Source organism: Acinetobacter sp. SWAC5 (assembly GCF_003419885.1).
Lineage (GTDB): Bacteria > Pseudomonadota > Gammaproteobacteria > Pseudomonadales > Moraxellaceae > Acinetobacter > Acinetobacter cumulans.
The window spans coordinates 17,994-33,801 of the sequence record NZ_QUWR01000018.1 but is presented as its reverse complement, the minus strand read 5'-3'; the positions used below and the strand labels follow the sequence as shown (position 1 = coordinate 33,801).

Sequence of the window (15,808 nt, the reverse complement as noted above, 5' to 3'; positions counted from 1 at the left end):
AAATTTAGAAGCCGTATTGGAGCTGTGCGACCAACTCGTTATAGGTTTTATTGCTAATTTCGTTATTCACATGATTCAAATTGATTTGGAATTTCGTGGTTTCTGCAAAAAATGCATTTAAACCTAAGCTATGAATATCAATGCTTTGATTGGCGGCATTCTTATCACGGTCAATGCTGTCAAAACGGTAAAAGGCTTGATAAGACTTCGGCCACCAGTCGTCATAGCGCCCTTGGTTGCGAAAACCTTTGACAAACTGCTCACCAAAGTTCCAAAACAGTGTGCCGGTATGCGACTCACTTTCGCGCTTATACACAGTTGCGGACTGCGGGTTAAAGGTTTGATCTTCACCCTGCACATATTCATAGGTCACCCCAAAAGGATGATGGTTGTAATAGAGATCAAAGCCTTTACGCAGCACATCGCCTTTACCTGCAAAGGCAGCTGAAGCACCTGTAGTGTCAAATAAGTTGCTCTTGCCCTGATACCACGACACCCCGAAGCTCAGCTCACGCAGCCACGAGTTGTACTCAGCGGGTAAGGTATAGCGCAGACGGCCAATAAAGTTTTTGTCATCGTTATCGTCTGATTTGTTTGCACCATTGCCATTCACTAAGCCAAAGGCATAGCTCAACATTGGTGAACGGTAGTTATAGCCATAATCCACGGTTGGAAAGGCATCTCCGCGCACAATCAGGCCCACCTCACGCAGCGCTAAACCATAGCCATAGCCCGGTAAGCTAAAGAGCGCATTATTAATGGTTGGTTTTAAGTCTTCAGTCGCTTGCACTTCTTGGCCAAATGGCAAGAGTTGCTGGCCCAAAGCCACACTCAAACGACCCGTATCGGCACTTAAAGTCGGAAGCGCGTTGTAAATTAACTGCGCATCTAGCAGATTCAGATAACTGTTGTTGGTACCCGTTTGTGGGGACGTACCAAAGCGCAAATTAAAGTCGAGGTTTTTGCCTTGCTCATAGTCTTTGAATAGATTGCCGGCAAAGCCAATTTGCACCGCACCCAAGTCAAATGACGAACGACGGTTGTTCACCGCAGCGCCAGTATTTTGCCCTTGCGGCTGCACCAATTGGGCTTCATCGCTATAAGATGCCTTAGCTTGTACAACACCATTGATTAACAGCTGGCGTGTAGAAAGTGCGGTTTTGGTATCTCGGTCGCGCTGTACTTGATACTTAAAGTTTTCAATATCACTTTGCAAACCCTGAAGCTCGGCTTGGGTTACAAAATTTTGTCCAGTCGCATCCTCTTCTGCACTTGAATCATCTGTTGCACTCAGCTCATCTGCGCCATCCGCGGAAACCGCTTTAGGCGCAGTGGCGCTTCCCCCTTGTATACGGCCCAATTCTGATTTTAATTGTTTTAAAGATTGCTCTAACTGGGCAACCTGCTGTTGTAATTGACCAATATCAGTTTCGGCATGACTGATGCCAATGCTTGCGCTTAAAAGCGTTAAAGCAAATGTACCTGAACGTATCGGTTGAATAATGGACTGGCTCATAAACGATGTTCACCTACAGTTTCGCAAGTGACACATCGGTCGACTTAATCAGCACAATCACTTGGCTGCCGACTTGAAGATCTAATTCCGCGACGGAGCGCGTGGTAATCACTGAAGTAAACACACCCGATGCGGTCACCACATCGACTTCAGAAACCACATCGCCTTTTACAATTTCTTGAATCGTCCCCTTAATTTGGTTACGCACATTAATAGATTGAATTGTCATTTTAAATTCCAGTTGTTTTAGTTGGAATTTAATATGACTGATTTATTAAATAATAAAAAATAATTAAAATTGATTTTTATATCTTATTTTATAAAATATAAACTAAATCCAATTCACCTGTGATTTTAAATAATCATCATCTTTTACAATAATATTTTCATACTGCCAAAAAATCACCCCACGCTCAGAAAGTTGTTTAATTTCTTTATTAATCGTTTGCCGAGAAGAAGACAATAAATCGGCCAAATCGTGTTGCGATATTTTTAATTGAATTTCGGTGCCTAAGCGATGCGCTGTACCGTACTGCTGCGACAGATCAATGATGATCTTACATACTTTTTGATGTAAATTAGCGACTTGCAAAAACTTCATTTGCTCTAGTAATTGTTGCATGCGCACGCTAATGATGCTCAAAGCATCATGCATTAAGTTATTGTTATGTTTAATTTCTTGTTCAAAAAATGCCATTGGAATTTGCAATACTTTCACCTGATTAAAAGCATAGAAATTATAATCGATGGCTTGCTGATTGATGCATACAGCCAAATTCATGGGGCTCTTTTCAGAGAAATAATTAAAGGCATGAAAACGCCCCAATGGGCTTAAATATCCAATTTGGATAATCCCATCGAGTAAAATGTAAATCGATTCCTTACAGTTTTCTTTATTTAAAATCAAATCGCCTTTTTGATATTTCTTAATAACTGAATTTCGATTTATTTCATCAATTTTATATTCAGACAATGTTTTGAAATTATTTCTTAAAACATTATTTTTAATATTTTTATTTAAATCAGAATTAAGCATAAATTAATCCATCCAATATATTTTTATTCTATATTAGATGGATAATTTAAGCTTAGCGAATCACTAATTCTGTATTGTTTTGCATATTAAATGCAAAGTTTTACATCACAACAGCTTTCTTTATGAAGCTTTTTCATAAATGCCGTTTTCACTGCTATAGCGTAGATTTGAAATATCTTCTTTCACATCTTTACGTAGCACTTTACTTGGCTGGCCATCTACACCCACGGGCGTATCCCCTTCTAAAGTGACACGGCGCACCACACGATGCTGATCGCCATAATCATTGATTGCGCGGTGCTGTGTTGCACGGTTATCCCAAATGGCAATATCGCCTGCATCCCAGCGCCAGCTCACAATATTTTCTAATTTTTCCACATAGCTTTGGAACAAATCATATAAACGGCGCGATTCAGACGAACTATAGCCAACAAAGTTTTTAAAGAAACTGCCTAGCAATAGGGTTTTTTCACCTGTTTCAGGATGCACACGTACCAAAGGGTGCTCTGTTTCATATTCTGTCGAATTGAAATAGTTTTTATAACGTGCCAGTACTTCTGGTGGAATGCTGGCTTTAGCTGCATAGTCATAGCTATTGCTATGCACCGTTCGTAAACTATCCGCTAAAATTTTCAGCTCTGCTGGCAAATCATCATAAGCGGTCGATGTATTGGCCCATACCGTATTGCCACCCACTTCAGGTGCGACCACACTACGTAAAATTGATGCTTTTGGATAAGCTTCAATAAAGCTGATGTCTGTATGCCATGCATCGGCACGTGCACCACGTGAATCAATTTCTAAAATATGTGCAGAACCATCTTTTACTGGCACAGTCGGATGATTGAGTGGCGTCCCCAAACGCGCTGCAAATGCTTCTTGTGAAGCATCATCTAAATGCTGTTGGCCTTTAAAGAAAATCGCTTTATGTTGCAGTAAAGCCTGATTAATTTCGTGAACAATGGCATCTTCCAGATCAGCCGAAAGTGTCACGCCTTCAATCACCGCGCCTATACGGCCATTAATGGGTTTAACTTGAATGTGTTGAAATTGGTAGCCCATGATCAGTTCCTCATTTATTAAAATTGTTAAGACTGCTTGTCTGTGAACTCATCATGAACAGTTTGCTTATTCCAATCTGTCAATTTTTTGACATTCTTATACTCGATTTCAGATAACTAAATTCCTGTACTGCGAAAGTGGCTACATTTATGCCCTCTTTAAAAACGCAAAAGCCCCGCAATTGCAGGGCTTTTATACAACATAGACTGAAAGCTGGGCTTATTTACCCTTGCCTATTTTGGTCGCCAAAGCGGTAATTTTTTGGTATCCCGTTGGTAAAATACGTTGAATTAAATCTAATGTTTTTGCATCGTTACCAATCAATAAACGACGTTTGTCTTTTTGCACCGCTTCTAAAATTTGACGCGCAGCTTCTTCAGGTGGGCAACGCAATAATTTATTAAAAGATTTTGCAGACTTTTCAGGGTTCATGCCCAAGCTCTTTAAGCTGTCATTCATCTTCGCTGCATTGGCGATATTGGTACGGATCCCTCCTGGATGTACACACAACGCGCTCACGCCACTATTTTCCATATCCAACTCTTGACGCAATGACTCAGTAAAACCACGCACTGCAAATTTAGTTGCGTTATATGCCGATTGCGTCGGTTGTGCTGTTAAGCCAAACAAGCTTGAAATATTAATGATGTGACCATCACCGGTTTTTTTGATGAGCGGTAAAAATTCTTTAGTGCCATACACAACGCCCCAGAAGTTGATGTCTACAATCCATTCAAGTTCTTCATAACTCGCGCCTTCAACGGTCGAGCCTAAAGCCACGCCTGCATTGTTAAAAATCATGTTGACTGATCCATGATTTTGCACGGTGTCTTGTGCCCAAGCACGAACTTCATCCAGTTTAGCCACATTCACTTTTTTGGTGGTTACACGCACATTGCTGTCTTTAATTAATTCAAGTGTTGTTGCCAAGCCTTGCTCATTCACATCACTTAATGAAAGATGACAGCCCTGCTTTGCCAATAAAACTGCCAGTTGTTGCCCAATACCAGAACCTGCGCCTGTAATTGCTGCCACTTTGTTTTTAAAATTTTTCATGTGTTGTCCTTTTTTTCGTGCATGCGCAAACGAATAACATGATGGGCCGAATGGCCTGATCTGTACCAATTTAAATTCAATATAGTTTTGACAATTTATATTGTCAATATCATATTGGGACGCGATAGACATTCAGATTGTAAACACCAGACCATAGGTCAAATGCCAATTTGTTGTTAAGATAGCGCCAGAATAGATTGAAAATGGGCGCATGTGGCCGATGACTGAAACAGAAAAGCGGATAGCAACACCAACCATAAAAAAGACCAAAGAACGTCAATTTAAAGGTCTATCCCTATCCGAACGCAAGCAACAGCGCCGTGAAAAACTGATTGAAGCTGGAATTGAAGCCTATGGTACACAGGGCTTTTTTTCAGTGACGGTAAAAGACATTTGTAATGAAGCCAAGCTGACTGAACGCTATTTTTATGAGTCATTTAAAAAAAGTGAAAATCTATTTCAAACCATTTTTTTACAATTGATCGATCAACTACAACAAAACGTTATGCAAGCGATTGTTCAGGCCTCCGCTGATCCCAAAAAAATGATCGAATCTGGACTGACTGCACTATTAACTACACTCAAAAATGATCCACGTATGGCACGTATTATTTATATCGACGCCATGTTGGTGCAAGAACTCCACAACCAAGCCACCATTCATGAAACCATGGCGCGCTTTGACCAAATGATTCAAGCCTTTGTGATGCTGAGCATGCCACATATTAAAAAAACTGAGGACGAAATTTCCTTAGTGGCCTCAGGCTTAAATGGTTATGTCACACAAATTGCCATTCGCTGGGTCATGAGTGGCTTTAAACAATCGATGGAACAAGTTTTATCATCTTGCAGCATTGTGTTTTTATCTTTATTCGATACTTTCTCTGCCGACAAAGAAGAAAATAGCGCCGAATCCATTGATATTTAAAATATTCGTGTGATTTACAACACCCATTTTTTAGCAAACGATTGCGATACATATCGCGTGAAATCTAGCAAAATTGTATAGAAAATTGTCACAATTCTTTGCAAAAACCAGCATTTTGGGCTTTCCTGCAATGATACTGTCATAATTAATCTTTGTAATAAGCCTGTCATAAATATAAGACGGTCAGCCGTTAACACACATGAAATAGGGTATTGCGCTGTGAAAGATGACTACATTTTAATTGTTGATGATGAACTCCCGATTCGGGAAATGATCCATACCTCTTTGGATATGGCAGGTTTTCAATGTCAGCAAGCTGAAGATGCCCGTCAAGCGCATCAGATGATTGTTGACCAACGTCCTGCACTGATTCTTTTGGATTGGATGATGCCTGGCGGTGTCAGCGGTGTCGACTTATGTCGTCGCTTAAAACGAGATGAAAACCTCTCTGAAATTCCCGTCATTATGCTCACTGCACGCAGTGAAGAAGACCATAAAGTTCAAGGTCTCGATGCAGGTGCAGACGATTACATGACCAAACCATTTTCAACGCGTGAATTGGTCTCACGCATTAAAGCAGTACTGCGTCGCTCGAATGCTTTAGGTGGAGAAAAAACCATTGATGCCAATGGTTTATTATTAGACCCAATGAGCCAGCGTGTAAGCTTTGGCAATAATATTTTAGAAATGGGCCCAACTGAATACCGCTTATTGGCATTTTTCATGACTCATCCAGAGCGCGCCTATACCCGTGCTCAACTTTTAGACCAAGTTTGGGGCGGAAATGTGTATATTGAAGACCGCACCATTGATGTTCATATTCGCCGTTTACGTAAAGTGCTTGAACCGTACAATGCAGACCGTTTTGTACAAACTGTCCGTGGCACAGGCTACCGTTTTTCTACCCGTGCGGATGCTGTTTTAGGTTAATTAAAATATATGTACGAACCCTACCCGGTCCCAGAGCTTGCTCAAGAACACAAAGCGTTTCGCTATAGCAGCCTCTGGACATTTGCCAAGCAAGACATGCGCTTGCTGGCATTTTTTCTGCTTATTGCAGCCTTGATTGGCTTTGGCATCGGATATTTTTGGATTTGTATTTCGCTCGCATTTGCACTGTTTTTTGCCCAGCAAATGCGTTCCTTATATTTAGTCAATGACTGGATTTCAAACCGTCCATACGATGTGCCTCCAAACCTTCATGGAATTTGGGGTGCATTGTTGTTTAATGTCTATCGAGCACAGCGCCAAGAACGGATTGTACAAGCCGAAATGGTGGGCTTGATTGATCGTGCACAATCATCTTTGGTCGCTTTAGCTGAAGCGGTGGTGTTAATTGATGAAATGCACCAAATTGAATGGTGGAATCCCGCAGCCGAAAAACTATTGGGCATTCAAGGACTCGACCGTGGTCGCAATATTTTGACTATTTTGCGCCAGCCTAGCTTTATTGAATATTTTAATAATTTGGACTTGGCACCCGACGGTCTAAAAATGAAATCTTCGGTACTCGAAGATCATTATGTGCAAGTCAAACTCACCCGCTTTGGTGGGGAAAGTCGTTTACTGGTGGCCTATGACGTCACCCGTATGCACAATCTTGAACAAATGCGTAAAGACTTTGTCGACAATATTTCCCACGAGCTACGAACTCCCCTCACAGTGCTCAGTGGCTATATCGAAACCTTTAATGATCAAGAAGATTTAAATCCGCGTTGGAAACGTGCCTTAGATTTAATGCAGGCACAAACCCGTCGTATGAATGCGTTGGTCAATGATTTACTGCTGTTATCACGTTTAGAAAACGAAAAGAAAATTGCTAAAAATCAGATTATTGAAATGCCAAGCTTAATGAGCCAGCTGTATGATGATGCGCATGCGTATAACGTCGATTATGGCCATACACTCAATTTAGACATCGATAGCCACTGCGACTTGATCGGCTCCGACAGTGAACTGGCCAGCGCCTTTAGCAACCTCATTACCAACGCCATTAAGTACACTCCAAAAGGCGGTACGGTGACTATGGGCTGGCATGATGATGGTGAGCATGGTTATTTTACAGTGGAAGATACGGGTATCGGGATTGACCCTAAACACTTACCACGTTTGACTGAACGTTTCTATCGCGTCGACAGTGCACGTAGCCGTCAAAGTGGTGGCACAGGATTAGGCTTAGCGATTGTAAAACACGTACTGATGCAACATCAGGCCTACCTCGAAATTGAATCTAAAGAAAACCAAGGTTCAATATTTAAAGTGGTGTTTCCCAAAGAACGTCTTTATCACGTTTCTTAATCTTTCGGCATCGTATAACACGGGCAGATCTCAACATAAAAAAACGGGCAGATCGCCCGTTTTTTATTTCTAAATATCTACAGTTAAAGCTTGCCTGATTGCTCTAAAGCACGTTCTTTTTGCAGTGCACGCTGATACGCTGGGCGCTGTTTTAAGCGCTCAACATAGGCTTGAATTTGCGGATAACTTCGCCCTGTCCGCTCTTGTAATGCAATCAGCGGAAAGCTCATTTGAATATCGGCAAAGCTAAAATCATCTGCAAAATAATCATGTTGTGCTAAGTGCTGTTCAATAAATTCAATATGTGCAGGCAAACGTGCCCCCACAAAACCGGCTTTCACCCCTTCGCCAATTTTCTTGGCAATTGGTCGAATCGGCCAAGGTACATGCGTCGGCATTTTTTCCATCACCAAGGTCATCACCAATAAAGGCATCAGTGAGCCTTCTGCATAGTGCATCCAATAACGGTACTGTTGCTGTGCGTTAAGTTCTGTAGGCTTGAAATTTGAGGCTGTATCAAACTGCGCTTGCACATGCTCTAAAATGACAGCGGATTCCGCAATCACCACGCCATCGTGCTCTAGCACTGGTGCTTTTCCCAAAGGATGGATTTTTTTTAATTCAGGTGAGCCTGAGTAATCGGCCTGCCGAGGATAATATTTTACTTGATAGTCGAGATTCAGCTCTTCCAAAGCCCACAAAATCCGAAATGAACGTGATTTTTCTAAATGATGCAGCCTCAACATTTCACTTACTCCTCTCTCATTTTTATTGTTATTTAAAGCCGAAAACTGGTTGCACGCACATTGGGTGCAAATACCAGTCTTTTACCCGCCTTCCAGCTTAAAGCAATACGGTGTTGATATCTACACTACGCAGTAAAGTTTTGGTTACAGGCGTTTTCGAGCTAATGGCCAATACTTTTTGCTGTAACTCTTCACTCAATGGTGTTTGAAAATGCAATTTACGTTCAATCCATTCCTTGCCTTCTTTATTGGCATGAAACTCAGCTTCGACACTAAACTCTCCAAGCTCCAATCCCTTATGCTGTGCATACATACGTAAGGTAATCATGGTGCATGAAATAAGGCCACTACAAATAAAATCATAGGGCGCCAAGCCCGTGTCGCCACCACCAAAAGATTCTGGCTTATCTGTGAGTAAAGTATGTTGAGTACTTGTAATTTGACCAGCCCATGGTGCTGTTAAAGTCTGAACTTTGGCGCTCGCAATTAATCCCATTGTTATTCTCCAGCTGTTTTATTTGTACAAAGCGAAAGGTTCAGCCTATAAGCTGAACCTCAACACAATCAATTCATTATTTTGAAGCACGCATTTTATCTGGGAAGACAGGTGCTTCGAGACGTGGGCCTTCATAGTCTGGAATTGTGCCAAAACGAGCATCGGCATTTATCCATTGTTCACGTGCAAGGCTCAGCTCTTCTTGGGTACGACCAACAAAATTCCACCACAGTAGAATAGGTGATTCAAACGGTTCGCCGCCCAATAGCAACACACGGCTGTTGGCATGAATTTCAATATCTACATGTTCTAAACCTGGCTCAAGTACCACCATGTTGTCTGCTGTTAATTCATGGCCATTAATGTGTGCCGTACCTTCCAAAGCCATAAAGCCATATTCAAATTTTGGATTTAAAGGCAAACGTGTACGGCTATTGTCTTTGGCTTCTAAATCAACACCCAAAAGCTCTGTATGTACCGCCACAGGCGACTTGGTCTTTAAAAACTCACCCACTAAGACCGTGATTGCAACATCATCATGATGTACAACAGGAAGTTCAGGATAGTGATCAAATTGTGGTGCCATATTGATTTTATCATCAGGCAAAGCAATCCATAACTGTGCGGCATGCATGTGGGTTTCTGTATCAGGCGCCACTTCAGTATGTGAAATGCCGTAGCCTGCTGTCATCAAATTGACCTGACGCGGGCGAATCAACTGCTTCGTTCCTAAACTGTCAGTATGCATCATGGTCCCTTCAATCATCCAAGTGAAGGTCTGTAAGCCAATATGTGGATGTGGCCCAACATCTAAGCCATCGCCTTGTGGAAACACCACTGGGCCAGCATGATCTAAGAAACACCACGCGCCAATCATGCGTTTATGACGACTTGGTAATGCACGCTTAATGACCGTACCTTGTCCAATTTCAGCACGACGTAATGGGAAATTTTGAATAAATTGATTTACATATTTTTCACAATCATCAGAGTGTGAAATTTCATCATAATTGCTATTGCTCATAGTTCTATCCTAAAACTTACCCATTCAGGTTCAAGCGATGGTTGATGTAGCTTATATTAATGACTTATGAATCGCTCAGCTACACTCCCATTAATATGCTGAATTTTATAAATAGGACAATCTTATTTTTGTGACATCACAATCGTCTCTGAGCACAGTTACTCAAGCAAGAAGTACAGCAATAACACTCAGCTACTCATATAAAAACATATTTAAATTACTCCTGTATTCGGATTAATGGTCATATTTGCTACTGATTTTTTTCAGTTTTTAGATTAATATTTATGCATATATTGTTAAAAACAAAATATAAATTCCCTATTTCTAGGGATACCTTTTATTTATTATTTTCCATAATAATCAATACATCTTGCCCCACGCAGGAATAATTATATGGTGGCAAAAGCAAGGCCTATGCTGAATGGGGCTTCTCAGCCCTACCCATCAACATTACATTTACTCAAACCAGAAGAACGTAATGCTGAGCATCGCAATGTCATTGAGATGGCGTTGAGGGATAAACACGCGCCTATTCCAGACTGCTTTCGCCGTGCATATTTAGACTATCAATATTACCAACAACGCCATTTCCTGATTCAAGCCAATTACATTGCTCAGCTTGTTTTCTTGCTGTATTACTTTGCCGATATGCTGGTGATTGCAGACATGCAACTGTATTCCGCAGGCTTTCGCTTAGGACTGGCATTTTTTGTAATGAGTGCGTGTTTTTATTTAATTCGTGTTCGAAAAAATATTCAAATTGCAGATATGGTACTGCCGATTGGTACAGTGCTCAGTACGGCACTGTGGGTGTATATGTTGCTTCAATCCAATAGCCCGTGGAGCGACAATTACTTATATACCTCGGTAATTTTTGTATTGATTGCCAATATATGTATACAAGTCAGTTTTAAGCCCGCAATTTATTGTTCTATTTTCATTTGCATGATTGCAGGCTTTGGTGCACTTATGCTGATGTCTGCGCCACAAGCCATTATTTTTGCGCTCACCCTTGGTCCGATTTGTCTGTTTAGTCTTTATATTAGCTGGAACAATACGCTCAATGGTCGCCGTACTTTTTTAAGAACCTTATTAGACGAATGGTATCTGAATAATTTAAATGACCTTGCACACACAGATGAGCTGACACAGCTGTATAACCGCCGCCAATTTGTGTATGCCGCCGAGCATAAAATCCATGAATGGCCTACACCGGCAGGCACCTGCTTACTGATGTTTGATGTCGATCATTTTAAAAAAATCAATGATCAGCATGGCCATGATATTGGTGACCAAGTCCTACAGATTATTGCCAATACAGCGCGTAAAGAAATGCGTCATCATGATATTTTGGCACGCTTTGGCGGTGAGGAATTTATTGCACTGATCCCCGAAACACAAATTGATGACTGTTTAATGATTGCAGAGCGAATCCGTCTCAGCATCTCTCAAGCTCAGTTATATTTAAAACCCGATGTTAAACTTAAGTTCACTGTTTCTGTTGGGGTGGCTGAACTCAGATCACCTGAGCAAAGTTTAGATGAGCTCATTAAACAAGCCGATATTGCTCTCTATCAAGCCAAAGCCAACGGTCGAAATTGTATTGTTCGCTATGATGTATCTATGACTGAAAAACCTGATCAAACCCATAGCTTTCCAAATCCTGAAGCGATAGAACGAATTAAAGCATTGAAGAATGCAAAACATAACTTTGAATTAGCCGATACAAAATAAACTCAGGGCTTTTGCTTTATATTTTTAATTTTTTAATTACAATGAATGCAAAATTTTCACAAGTTTGTAATTGAGCTGTTCATGCAATCCGATTTACTCCCAACACCTTTTCTTCAACCAGCAAATCCAAAATTCGAATTTATAGATTTGTTTGCAGGTGTCGGTGGTTTCCGTATGGCATTACAAAATCTTGACGGACGTTGTGTTTTTACTAGTGAATGGAATCAACACGCAAAAGAAACATATTTTCAAAATTATGGTGAATATCCTGAGGGTGACATCACTTTAGACGAAACTAAAGCTAAAATTCCTGAACAATTTGACATTTTATGTGGTGGTTTTCCTTGTCAAGCCTTTTCTATTGCGGGTAATCAAAAAGGGTTTAATGAAACTCGTGGGACCTTATTTTTTGATATTGTCGATATTGCAAAGAAACATCAGCCCCGTGTAATTTTTTTAGAGAATGTTAAAAATTTAGTTTCTCACGATAAAGGCAATACCTTTGAAGTAATTAAAAACACTTTAAAGGAACTAGGTTATGCCGTTTATTTTCAAGTTTTAAATAGTATGATTCATGCCAATGTACCTCAAAATCGTGAACGTATTTTTATTGTGGCATTTCATGAAACTCTAGTTCCTAATCATGCTAATTTTCAATTTCCTGAAGCGATACCATTAACGAAGACGATTCATGATTTTTTAGAAACTGAGAAAGTAGATCAGAAGTATTATTACAAACAAGATCACATGTATTATCCAATATTAAGTGAAAGCATGACTTCTCGAGACACCTTGTATCAGTGGCGTCGTGTATATGTTCGTGAAAATAAAAGTAATGTTTGCCCGACTTTAACAGCAAATATGGGTGCAGGTGGTCATAACGTACCGTTGTTGCTTGATAATAATGGAATCCGTAAACTTACACCAAAAGAGTGCTTTGCGTTTCAAGGCTACCCCGTGAATCAAATGATTTTCCCTGAAAAAATGTCAAATAGTGCATTGTATATGCAAGCAGGAAATTCCGTCACTATGCCATTGATTCAACGAATTGGGGAACAGATTTTGGAAGTTTTAGTTCCTCAAAAATAACATCAATCATTTTAATTAATTGTCGGTGGATATCCGGTATTTTCTGACTTAAATCCACCGTATAAAAATAAAGAGGAACCCCTAACATTTTTACACTCATTTCAAAATTTTCATCAACTAGAGGATAAAGTAGCATTCCAGCATAATGACTATCTGGGTCTGCAATTTTATAGCTCATTGTATAGGTATAAATTTGGCGGATATATTCACTACTAATTTGTCTTTTACCATTCCTTTCATTTTTAAGCATATCTGTAAATTTTGTATCAATAATCAATCCAAAATCTTTCAATTTTGTTTGAATCATCATATCAAGATACATATGTGGAAAGCATTTATAAACACCTCCATAAGGATTTTCTAAATCTAGATCAACTTTAGAACCTTGCTCAGAAATAAACCTATATTTTCCTTTGTCTAGATTTAATTTAAAGAATCCAGCAATCCCCTTTTCAAAAATTTTTCTTATTTTTTCATTCGTTAACATCAATTTTGGCTGTATCGAATCACCAGTTTCTGTAGATAACAATTTCATATCATGTATCAATTTTGATAAATGGATAACGTGTTTACACACATGTTCAAAACTAGAAAAATGATCCCTATCTAAGCGATATTTTGAATTTGCTATCACACCATAACTTTTCAGTTCAAATTGATCCTTCATTAACTGTTTGCGAACTGTTGTCGAAAGATCAAATGTTAAAATTAACTCTAAGGCACTCATCATATAAGCATGACGATTTGTATTGTACGTTGTTTCATTATATGAACAATAAACCCGTCCCTTCGCCAATGACTGACGGATTTCTGTTTGATAAAAATCAATTTTTCCTTTTACTACAGCAAGCTCTTTTGATTTGGCCTTTAACTGTTTTCTTAAATGTTGATGTATATAATCTGACAAATGCTGAGAAAATACTTTTCCTATCAATGCTTCCAAACCGTCCATCTGCTCCAACTGAAATTGATCAGTTAAATTTTGATGTAAGTATTCAGAAGCATACAACATTAAAAACCATAAATTTTGAATAGGAATATTTGGCATAACAACTCCCCTAATTATTCAAAACTTATACTTTGTGCTTTTTCTATATCGTCATACCAATATTCTGCCAATAAAGGTTTAATCTCATTTTCCACCACATTCTGCATCCACAGAAGTTGTTCTGCTGTATCTCCAACTTTGTCAACTGGGACAAAAAAGCTGTGGCCTAACATATAAGCGACGCCATTATTCTTTTCAATGTTTGCATTAACTTCCATCACAAAATCACGTATTTGATCTGAGAAATCTTTTTTAATACCACACTGTTTTTCTAGCCAACTTGCCCAAGCATCATTTAACAATGGCTGTAAAGTAAAGAAGCTAAAACGACGTCTAAATGCAAAATCCATATGATTAAGCGACTTATCTGCTGTATTCATCGTACCGATGATATAAAGATTATCTGGAATATAAACCTTTTCCAGTTCATGCTTCCTATATGTCAAACTAAGTGCATATTGTTCGCTTCGCTTACTATTTTCCAGTAAAGTCAGCATCTCACCAAAAATTACCGATGGGTCGCCACGATTAATTTCATCAAAAATGAACACAAAGCTTTGAGCTGGGTATTGTTTTGCTAAATCAATCATTGCTAAAAAAGGTCCATCAACCAATTCCAGCTTACCATCTGAACGTGGACGCCAACCACGAATTAGGTCTTCATAAGAATAATTAGGGTGGAACTGAACATTTTGAATATTTTGCTGATTAGGATACTGAACTATAATTTTAGCTAGTTGCTGTGCTAACCATGTTTTTCCTGTTCCAGGTGGACCTTGTAAAATAATATTTTTCTTCTGCTTTAACTGTAGAAGATAGTTAGATAAAACATTTTCGTCTATGAAACATCCTTTTTCGATTACATGCTTTAACTCATATTTTTCATCTTGTATGAATTGGCCGAAATCAAACTCATCTAAAAATTTTAAATAATTATTATCCCCTAATACAGCTTTAGGAACTCCTTTACTGACATATTCACTAAATGAATTCCAGCTCTCATTCTGTTCATCACCTTCTTTCTTCAAGACTTTAACTGTCTGAATTGATTGCTTAAGATCATTAACATCAATATTAAACAATTTGCTATCAAAAAAAATCTCGTCCCAACTTAAAATGACTTTTTCCTGAATTACTCCATCATATGATTTTTTAAAGTTCTCTGGTTTATTAAACCATTTTACAAACTCACCAACCAATACTTCTCGATCTAATATTTGAGGCACTTTCTCTAAACTTTTTTTAGCATCTTTTAAGTCAGCCTTGTTTAAGCCTAGATCACTTGGAATTAAATCCAATAATTCTTGTGGTAATTCATTTGGATATAGATCATTCACTGCCTGTAGAACGCTAATACCAGCCTCAACTTGCCCTAATGCTTGATTCGGTGAACTTTTTGTTTCAGGACCAATGCTCGGACAATCCAACAAGTCTGGATATAAATAAAAGTCTCTTTTAGTAATAACCTCTGGCAAAAAACTAATAATATCTAAATGAATAGAATAAGACTTTATCTTGGTTTTAGCCTCATCTTTATATTCATTGATCGTTTTTTCTCTTATTTTTGCAATTGCTTTCAAACCATTTGAATAGGCTACTTCTTTCTTTCCCTCATCCCCACTTAAGACAACAAAAGCTAGATCATCAATTTCAACCCTTTCAAATAACCAAGTTATCCCAGGAATAATGATATTTTTTTCTTTACTTAGAATTTTTCTAATTGAATCCTGATCATTTGTACGAATTGAAAAAAAAGACATAAGTACCCTGTAAAA

15 protein-coding genes are annotated in these 15,808 nt (G+C 39.0%); 5 read left to right on the top strand and 10 right to left on the bottom strand.

Annotation, left to right across the window (positions count from 1 at the left end):
* Nucleotides 1-4 precede the first annotated feature (4 nt).
* From DYI81_RS13295 to DYI81_RS13275, 5 genes are all read right to left on the bottom strand, one after another.
* Nucleotides 5-1,516 carry a hypothetical protein gene (locus DYI81_RS13295; protein WP_117007803.1) on the bottom strand — a complete coding sequence of 504 codons (1,512 nt, stop codon included), beginning with the start codon at nt 1,514-1,516 and terminating at the stop codon, nt 5-7.
* Nucleotides 1,517-1,529: 13 nt separating this feature from the next.
* The gene (locus tag DYI81_RS13290) at nt 1,530-1,745 is read right to left on the bottom strand and encodes a TOBE domain-containing protein (RefSeq protein WP_106985287.1); all 216 of its coding nucleotides are present in this window, start codon (nt 1,743-1,745) and stop codon (nt 1,530-1,532) included.
* A 102-nt stretch (nt 1,746-1,847) separates the two neighbouring features.
* Nucleotides 1,848-2,552, bottom strand: a complete 705-nt coding sequence (locus DYI81_RS13285) for a Crp/Fnr family transcriptional regulator (protein ID WP_117007802.1) — start codon at nt 2,550-2,552, stop codon at nt 1,848-1,850.
* Between the two features lie 120 nt (nt 2,553-2,672).
* Complete coding sequence (locus DYI81_RS13280) at nt 2,673-3,614, bottom strand: TauD/TfdA family dioxygenase (protein ID WP_117007801.1); 942 nt, start codon at nt 3,612-3,614, stop codon at nt 2,673-2,675.
* Nucleotides 3,615-3,833: 219 nt separating this feature from the next.
* Nucleotides 3,834-4,670, bottom strand: coding sequence for an SDR family NAD(P)-dependent oxidoreductase (locus tag DYI81_RS13275; protein ID WP_106985284.1), 837 nt, complete (start codon nt 4,668-4,670; stop codon nt 3,834-3,836).
* A gap of 220 nt (nt 4,671-4,890) precedes the next feature.
* Here DYI81_RS13275 and DYI81_RS13270 point away from each other — a divergent pair, with 220 nt between their 5' ends.
* The 3 genes from DYI81_RS13270 to phoR all read left to right on the top strand — a co-directional run bounded on the left by DYI81_RS13270 (nt 4,891) and on the right by phoR (nt 7,896).
* Entirely contained in the window at nt 4,891-5,598 is a 708-nt protein-coding gene (locus DYI81_RS13270) for a TetR family transcriptional regulator (protein ID WP_117007824.1), read from the top strand.
* A gap of 219 nt (nt 5,599-5,817) precedes the next feature.
* The gene (gene phoB, locus DYI81_RS13265; RefSeq protein ID WP_106985283.1) at nt 5,818-6,528 is read left to right on the top strand and encodes a phosphate regulon transcriptional regulator PhoB; all 711 of its coding nucleotides are present in this window, start codon (nt 5,818-5,820) and stop codon (nt 6,526-6,528) included.
* A 9-nt stretch (nt 6,529-6,537) separates the two neighbouring features.
* Nucleotides 6,538-7,896 (top strand): phosphate regulon sensor histidine kinase PhoR, encoded by a 1,359-nt coding sequence (gene phoR, locus DYI81_RS13260; protein ID WP_106985282.1) that lies wholly within the window; start codon nt 6,538-6,540, stop codon nt 7,894-7,896.
* Nucleotides 7,897-7,979: 83 nt separating this feature from the next.
* Here phoR and DYI81_RS13255 read toward each other — a convergent pair whose 3' ends face one another.
* The 3 genes from DYI81_RS13255 to DYI81_RS13245 all read right to left on the bottom strand — a co-directional run bounded on the left by DYI81_RS13255 (nt 7,980) and on the right by DYI81_RS13245 (nt 10,162).
* The gene (locus DYI81_RS13255; RefSeq protein WP_117007800.1) at nt 7,980-8,642 is read right to left on the bottom strand and encodes a glutathione S-transferase; all 663 of its coding nucleotides are present in this window, start codon (nt 8,640-8,642) and stop codon (nt 7,980-7,982) included.
* Nucleotides 8,643-8,739: 97 nt separating this feature from the next.
* Nucleotides 8,740-9,138, bottom strand: coding sequence for an OsmC family protein (locus tag DYI81_RS13250; RefSeq protein ID WP_106985280.1), 399 nt, complete (start codon nt 9,136-9,138; stop codon nt 8,740-8,742).
* 76 nt (nt 9,139-9,214) lie between these two features.
* Entirely contained in the window at nt 9,215-10,162 is a 948-nt protein-coding gene (locus DYI81_RS13245; RefSeq protein ID WP_117007799.1) for a pirin family protein, read from the bottom strand.
* 414 nt (nt 10,163-10,576) lie between these two features.
* Here DYI81_RS13245 and DYI81_RS13240 point away from each other — a divergent pair, with 414 nt between their 5' ends.
* Both DYI81_RS13240 and DYI81_RS13235 read left to right on the top strand, forming a co-directional pair.
* A complete protein-coding gene (locus tag DYI81_RS13240; RefSeq protein WP_171356364.1) occupies nt 10,577-11,896 on the top strand; it encodes a GGDEF domain-containing protein in 1,320 nt (439 codons plus the stop codon).
* 81 nt (nt 11,897-11,977) lie between these two features.
* Nucleotides 11,978-12,985 carry a DNA cytosine methyltransferase gene (locus DYI81_RS13235; protein ID WP_117007797.1) on the top strand — a complete coding sequence of 336 codons (1,008 nt, stop codon included), beginning with the start codon at nt 11,978-11,980 and terminating at the stop codon, nt 12,983-12,985.
* Here the strand turns inward: DYI81_RS13235 and DYI81_RS13230 are convergent.
* On the bottom strand, nt 12,924-14,033 hold the full coding sequence (locus DYI81_RS13230; RefSeq protein ID WP_117007796.1) for a hypothetical protein: 1,110 nt from the start codon (nt 14,031-14,033) through the stop codon (nt 12,924-12,926). The genes DYI81_RS13235 and DYI81_RS13230 overlap by 62 nt on opposite strands.
* Before the next feature lie 14 nt (nt 14,034-14,047).
* Nucleotides 14,048-15,793: an AAA family ATPase gene (locus DYI81_RS13225; protein WP_117007795.1), complete on the bottom strand. Its 1,746-nt coding sequence runs from the start codon at nt 15,791-15,793 to the stop codon at nt 14,048-14,050.
* Nucleotides 15,794-15,808 lie beyond the last annotated feature (15 nt).

What these genes read in the sequence shown, in the direction of transcription:
- DYI81_RS13295 (WP_117007803.1), bottom strand. Translation starts at nt 1,516, where the DNA reads ATGAGCCAGTCCATTATTCAACCGATACGTTCAGGTACATTTGCTTTA.
- DYI81_RS13290 (WP_106985287.1), bottom strand. Translation starts at nt 1,745, where the DNA reads ATGACAATTCAATCTATTAATGTGCGTAACCAAATTAAGGGGACGATT.
- DYI81_RS13285 (WP_117007802.1), bottom strand. Translation starts at nt 2,552, where the DNA reads ATGCTTAATTCTGATTTAAATAAAAATATTAAAAATAATGTTTTAAGA.
- DYI81_RS13280 (WP_117007801.1), bottom strand. Translation starts at nt 3,614, where the DNA reads ATGGGCTACCAATTTCAACACATTCAAGTTAAACCCATTAATGGCCGT.
- DYI81_RS13275 (WP_106985284.1), bottom strand. Translation starts at nt 4,670, where the DNA reads ATGAAAAATTTTAAAAACAAAGTGGCAGCAATTACAGGCGCAGGTTCT.
- DYI81_RS13270 (WP_117007824.1), top strand. Translation starts at nt 4,891, where the DNA reads ATGACTGAAACAGAAAAGCGGATAGCAACACCAACCATAAAAAAGACC.
- phoR (WP_106985282.1), top strand. Translation starts at nt 6,538, where the DNA reads ATGTACGAACCCTACCCGGTCCCAGAGCTTGCTCAAGAACACAAAGCG.
- DYI81_RS13255 (WP_117007800.1), bottom strand. Translation starts at nt 8,642, where the DNA reads ATGTTGAGGCTGCATCATTTAGAAAAATCACGTTCATTTCGGATTTTG.
- DYI81_RS13250 (WP_106985280.1), bottom strand. Translation starts at nt 9,138, where the DNA reads ATGGGATTAATTGCGAGCGCCAAAGTTCAGACTTTAACAGCACCATGG.
- DYI81_RS13245 (WP_117007799.1), bottom strand. Translation starts at nt 10,162, where the DNA reads ATGAGCAATAGCAATTATGATGAAATTTCACACTCTGATGATTGTGAA.
- DYI81_RS13240 (WP_171356364.1), top strand. Translation starts at nt 10,577, where the DNA reads ATGCTGAATGGGGCTTCTCAGCCCTACCCATCAACATTACATTTACTC.
- DYI81_RS13235 (WP_117007797.1), top strand. Translation starts at nt 11,978, where the DNA reads ATGCAATCCGATTTACTCCCAACACCTTTTCTTCAACCAGCAAATCCA.
- DYI81_RS13230 (WP_117007796.1), bottom strand. Translation starts at nt 14,033, where the DNA reads ATGCCAAATATTCCTATTCAAAATTTATGGTTTTTAATGTTGTATGCT.
- DYI81_RS13225 (WP_117007795.1), bottom strand. Translation starts at nt 15,793, where the DNA reads ATGTCTTTTTTTTCAATTCGTACAAATGATCAGGATTCAATTAGAAAA.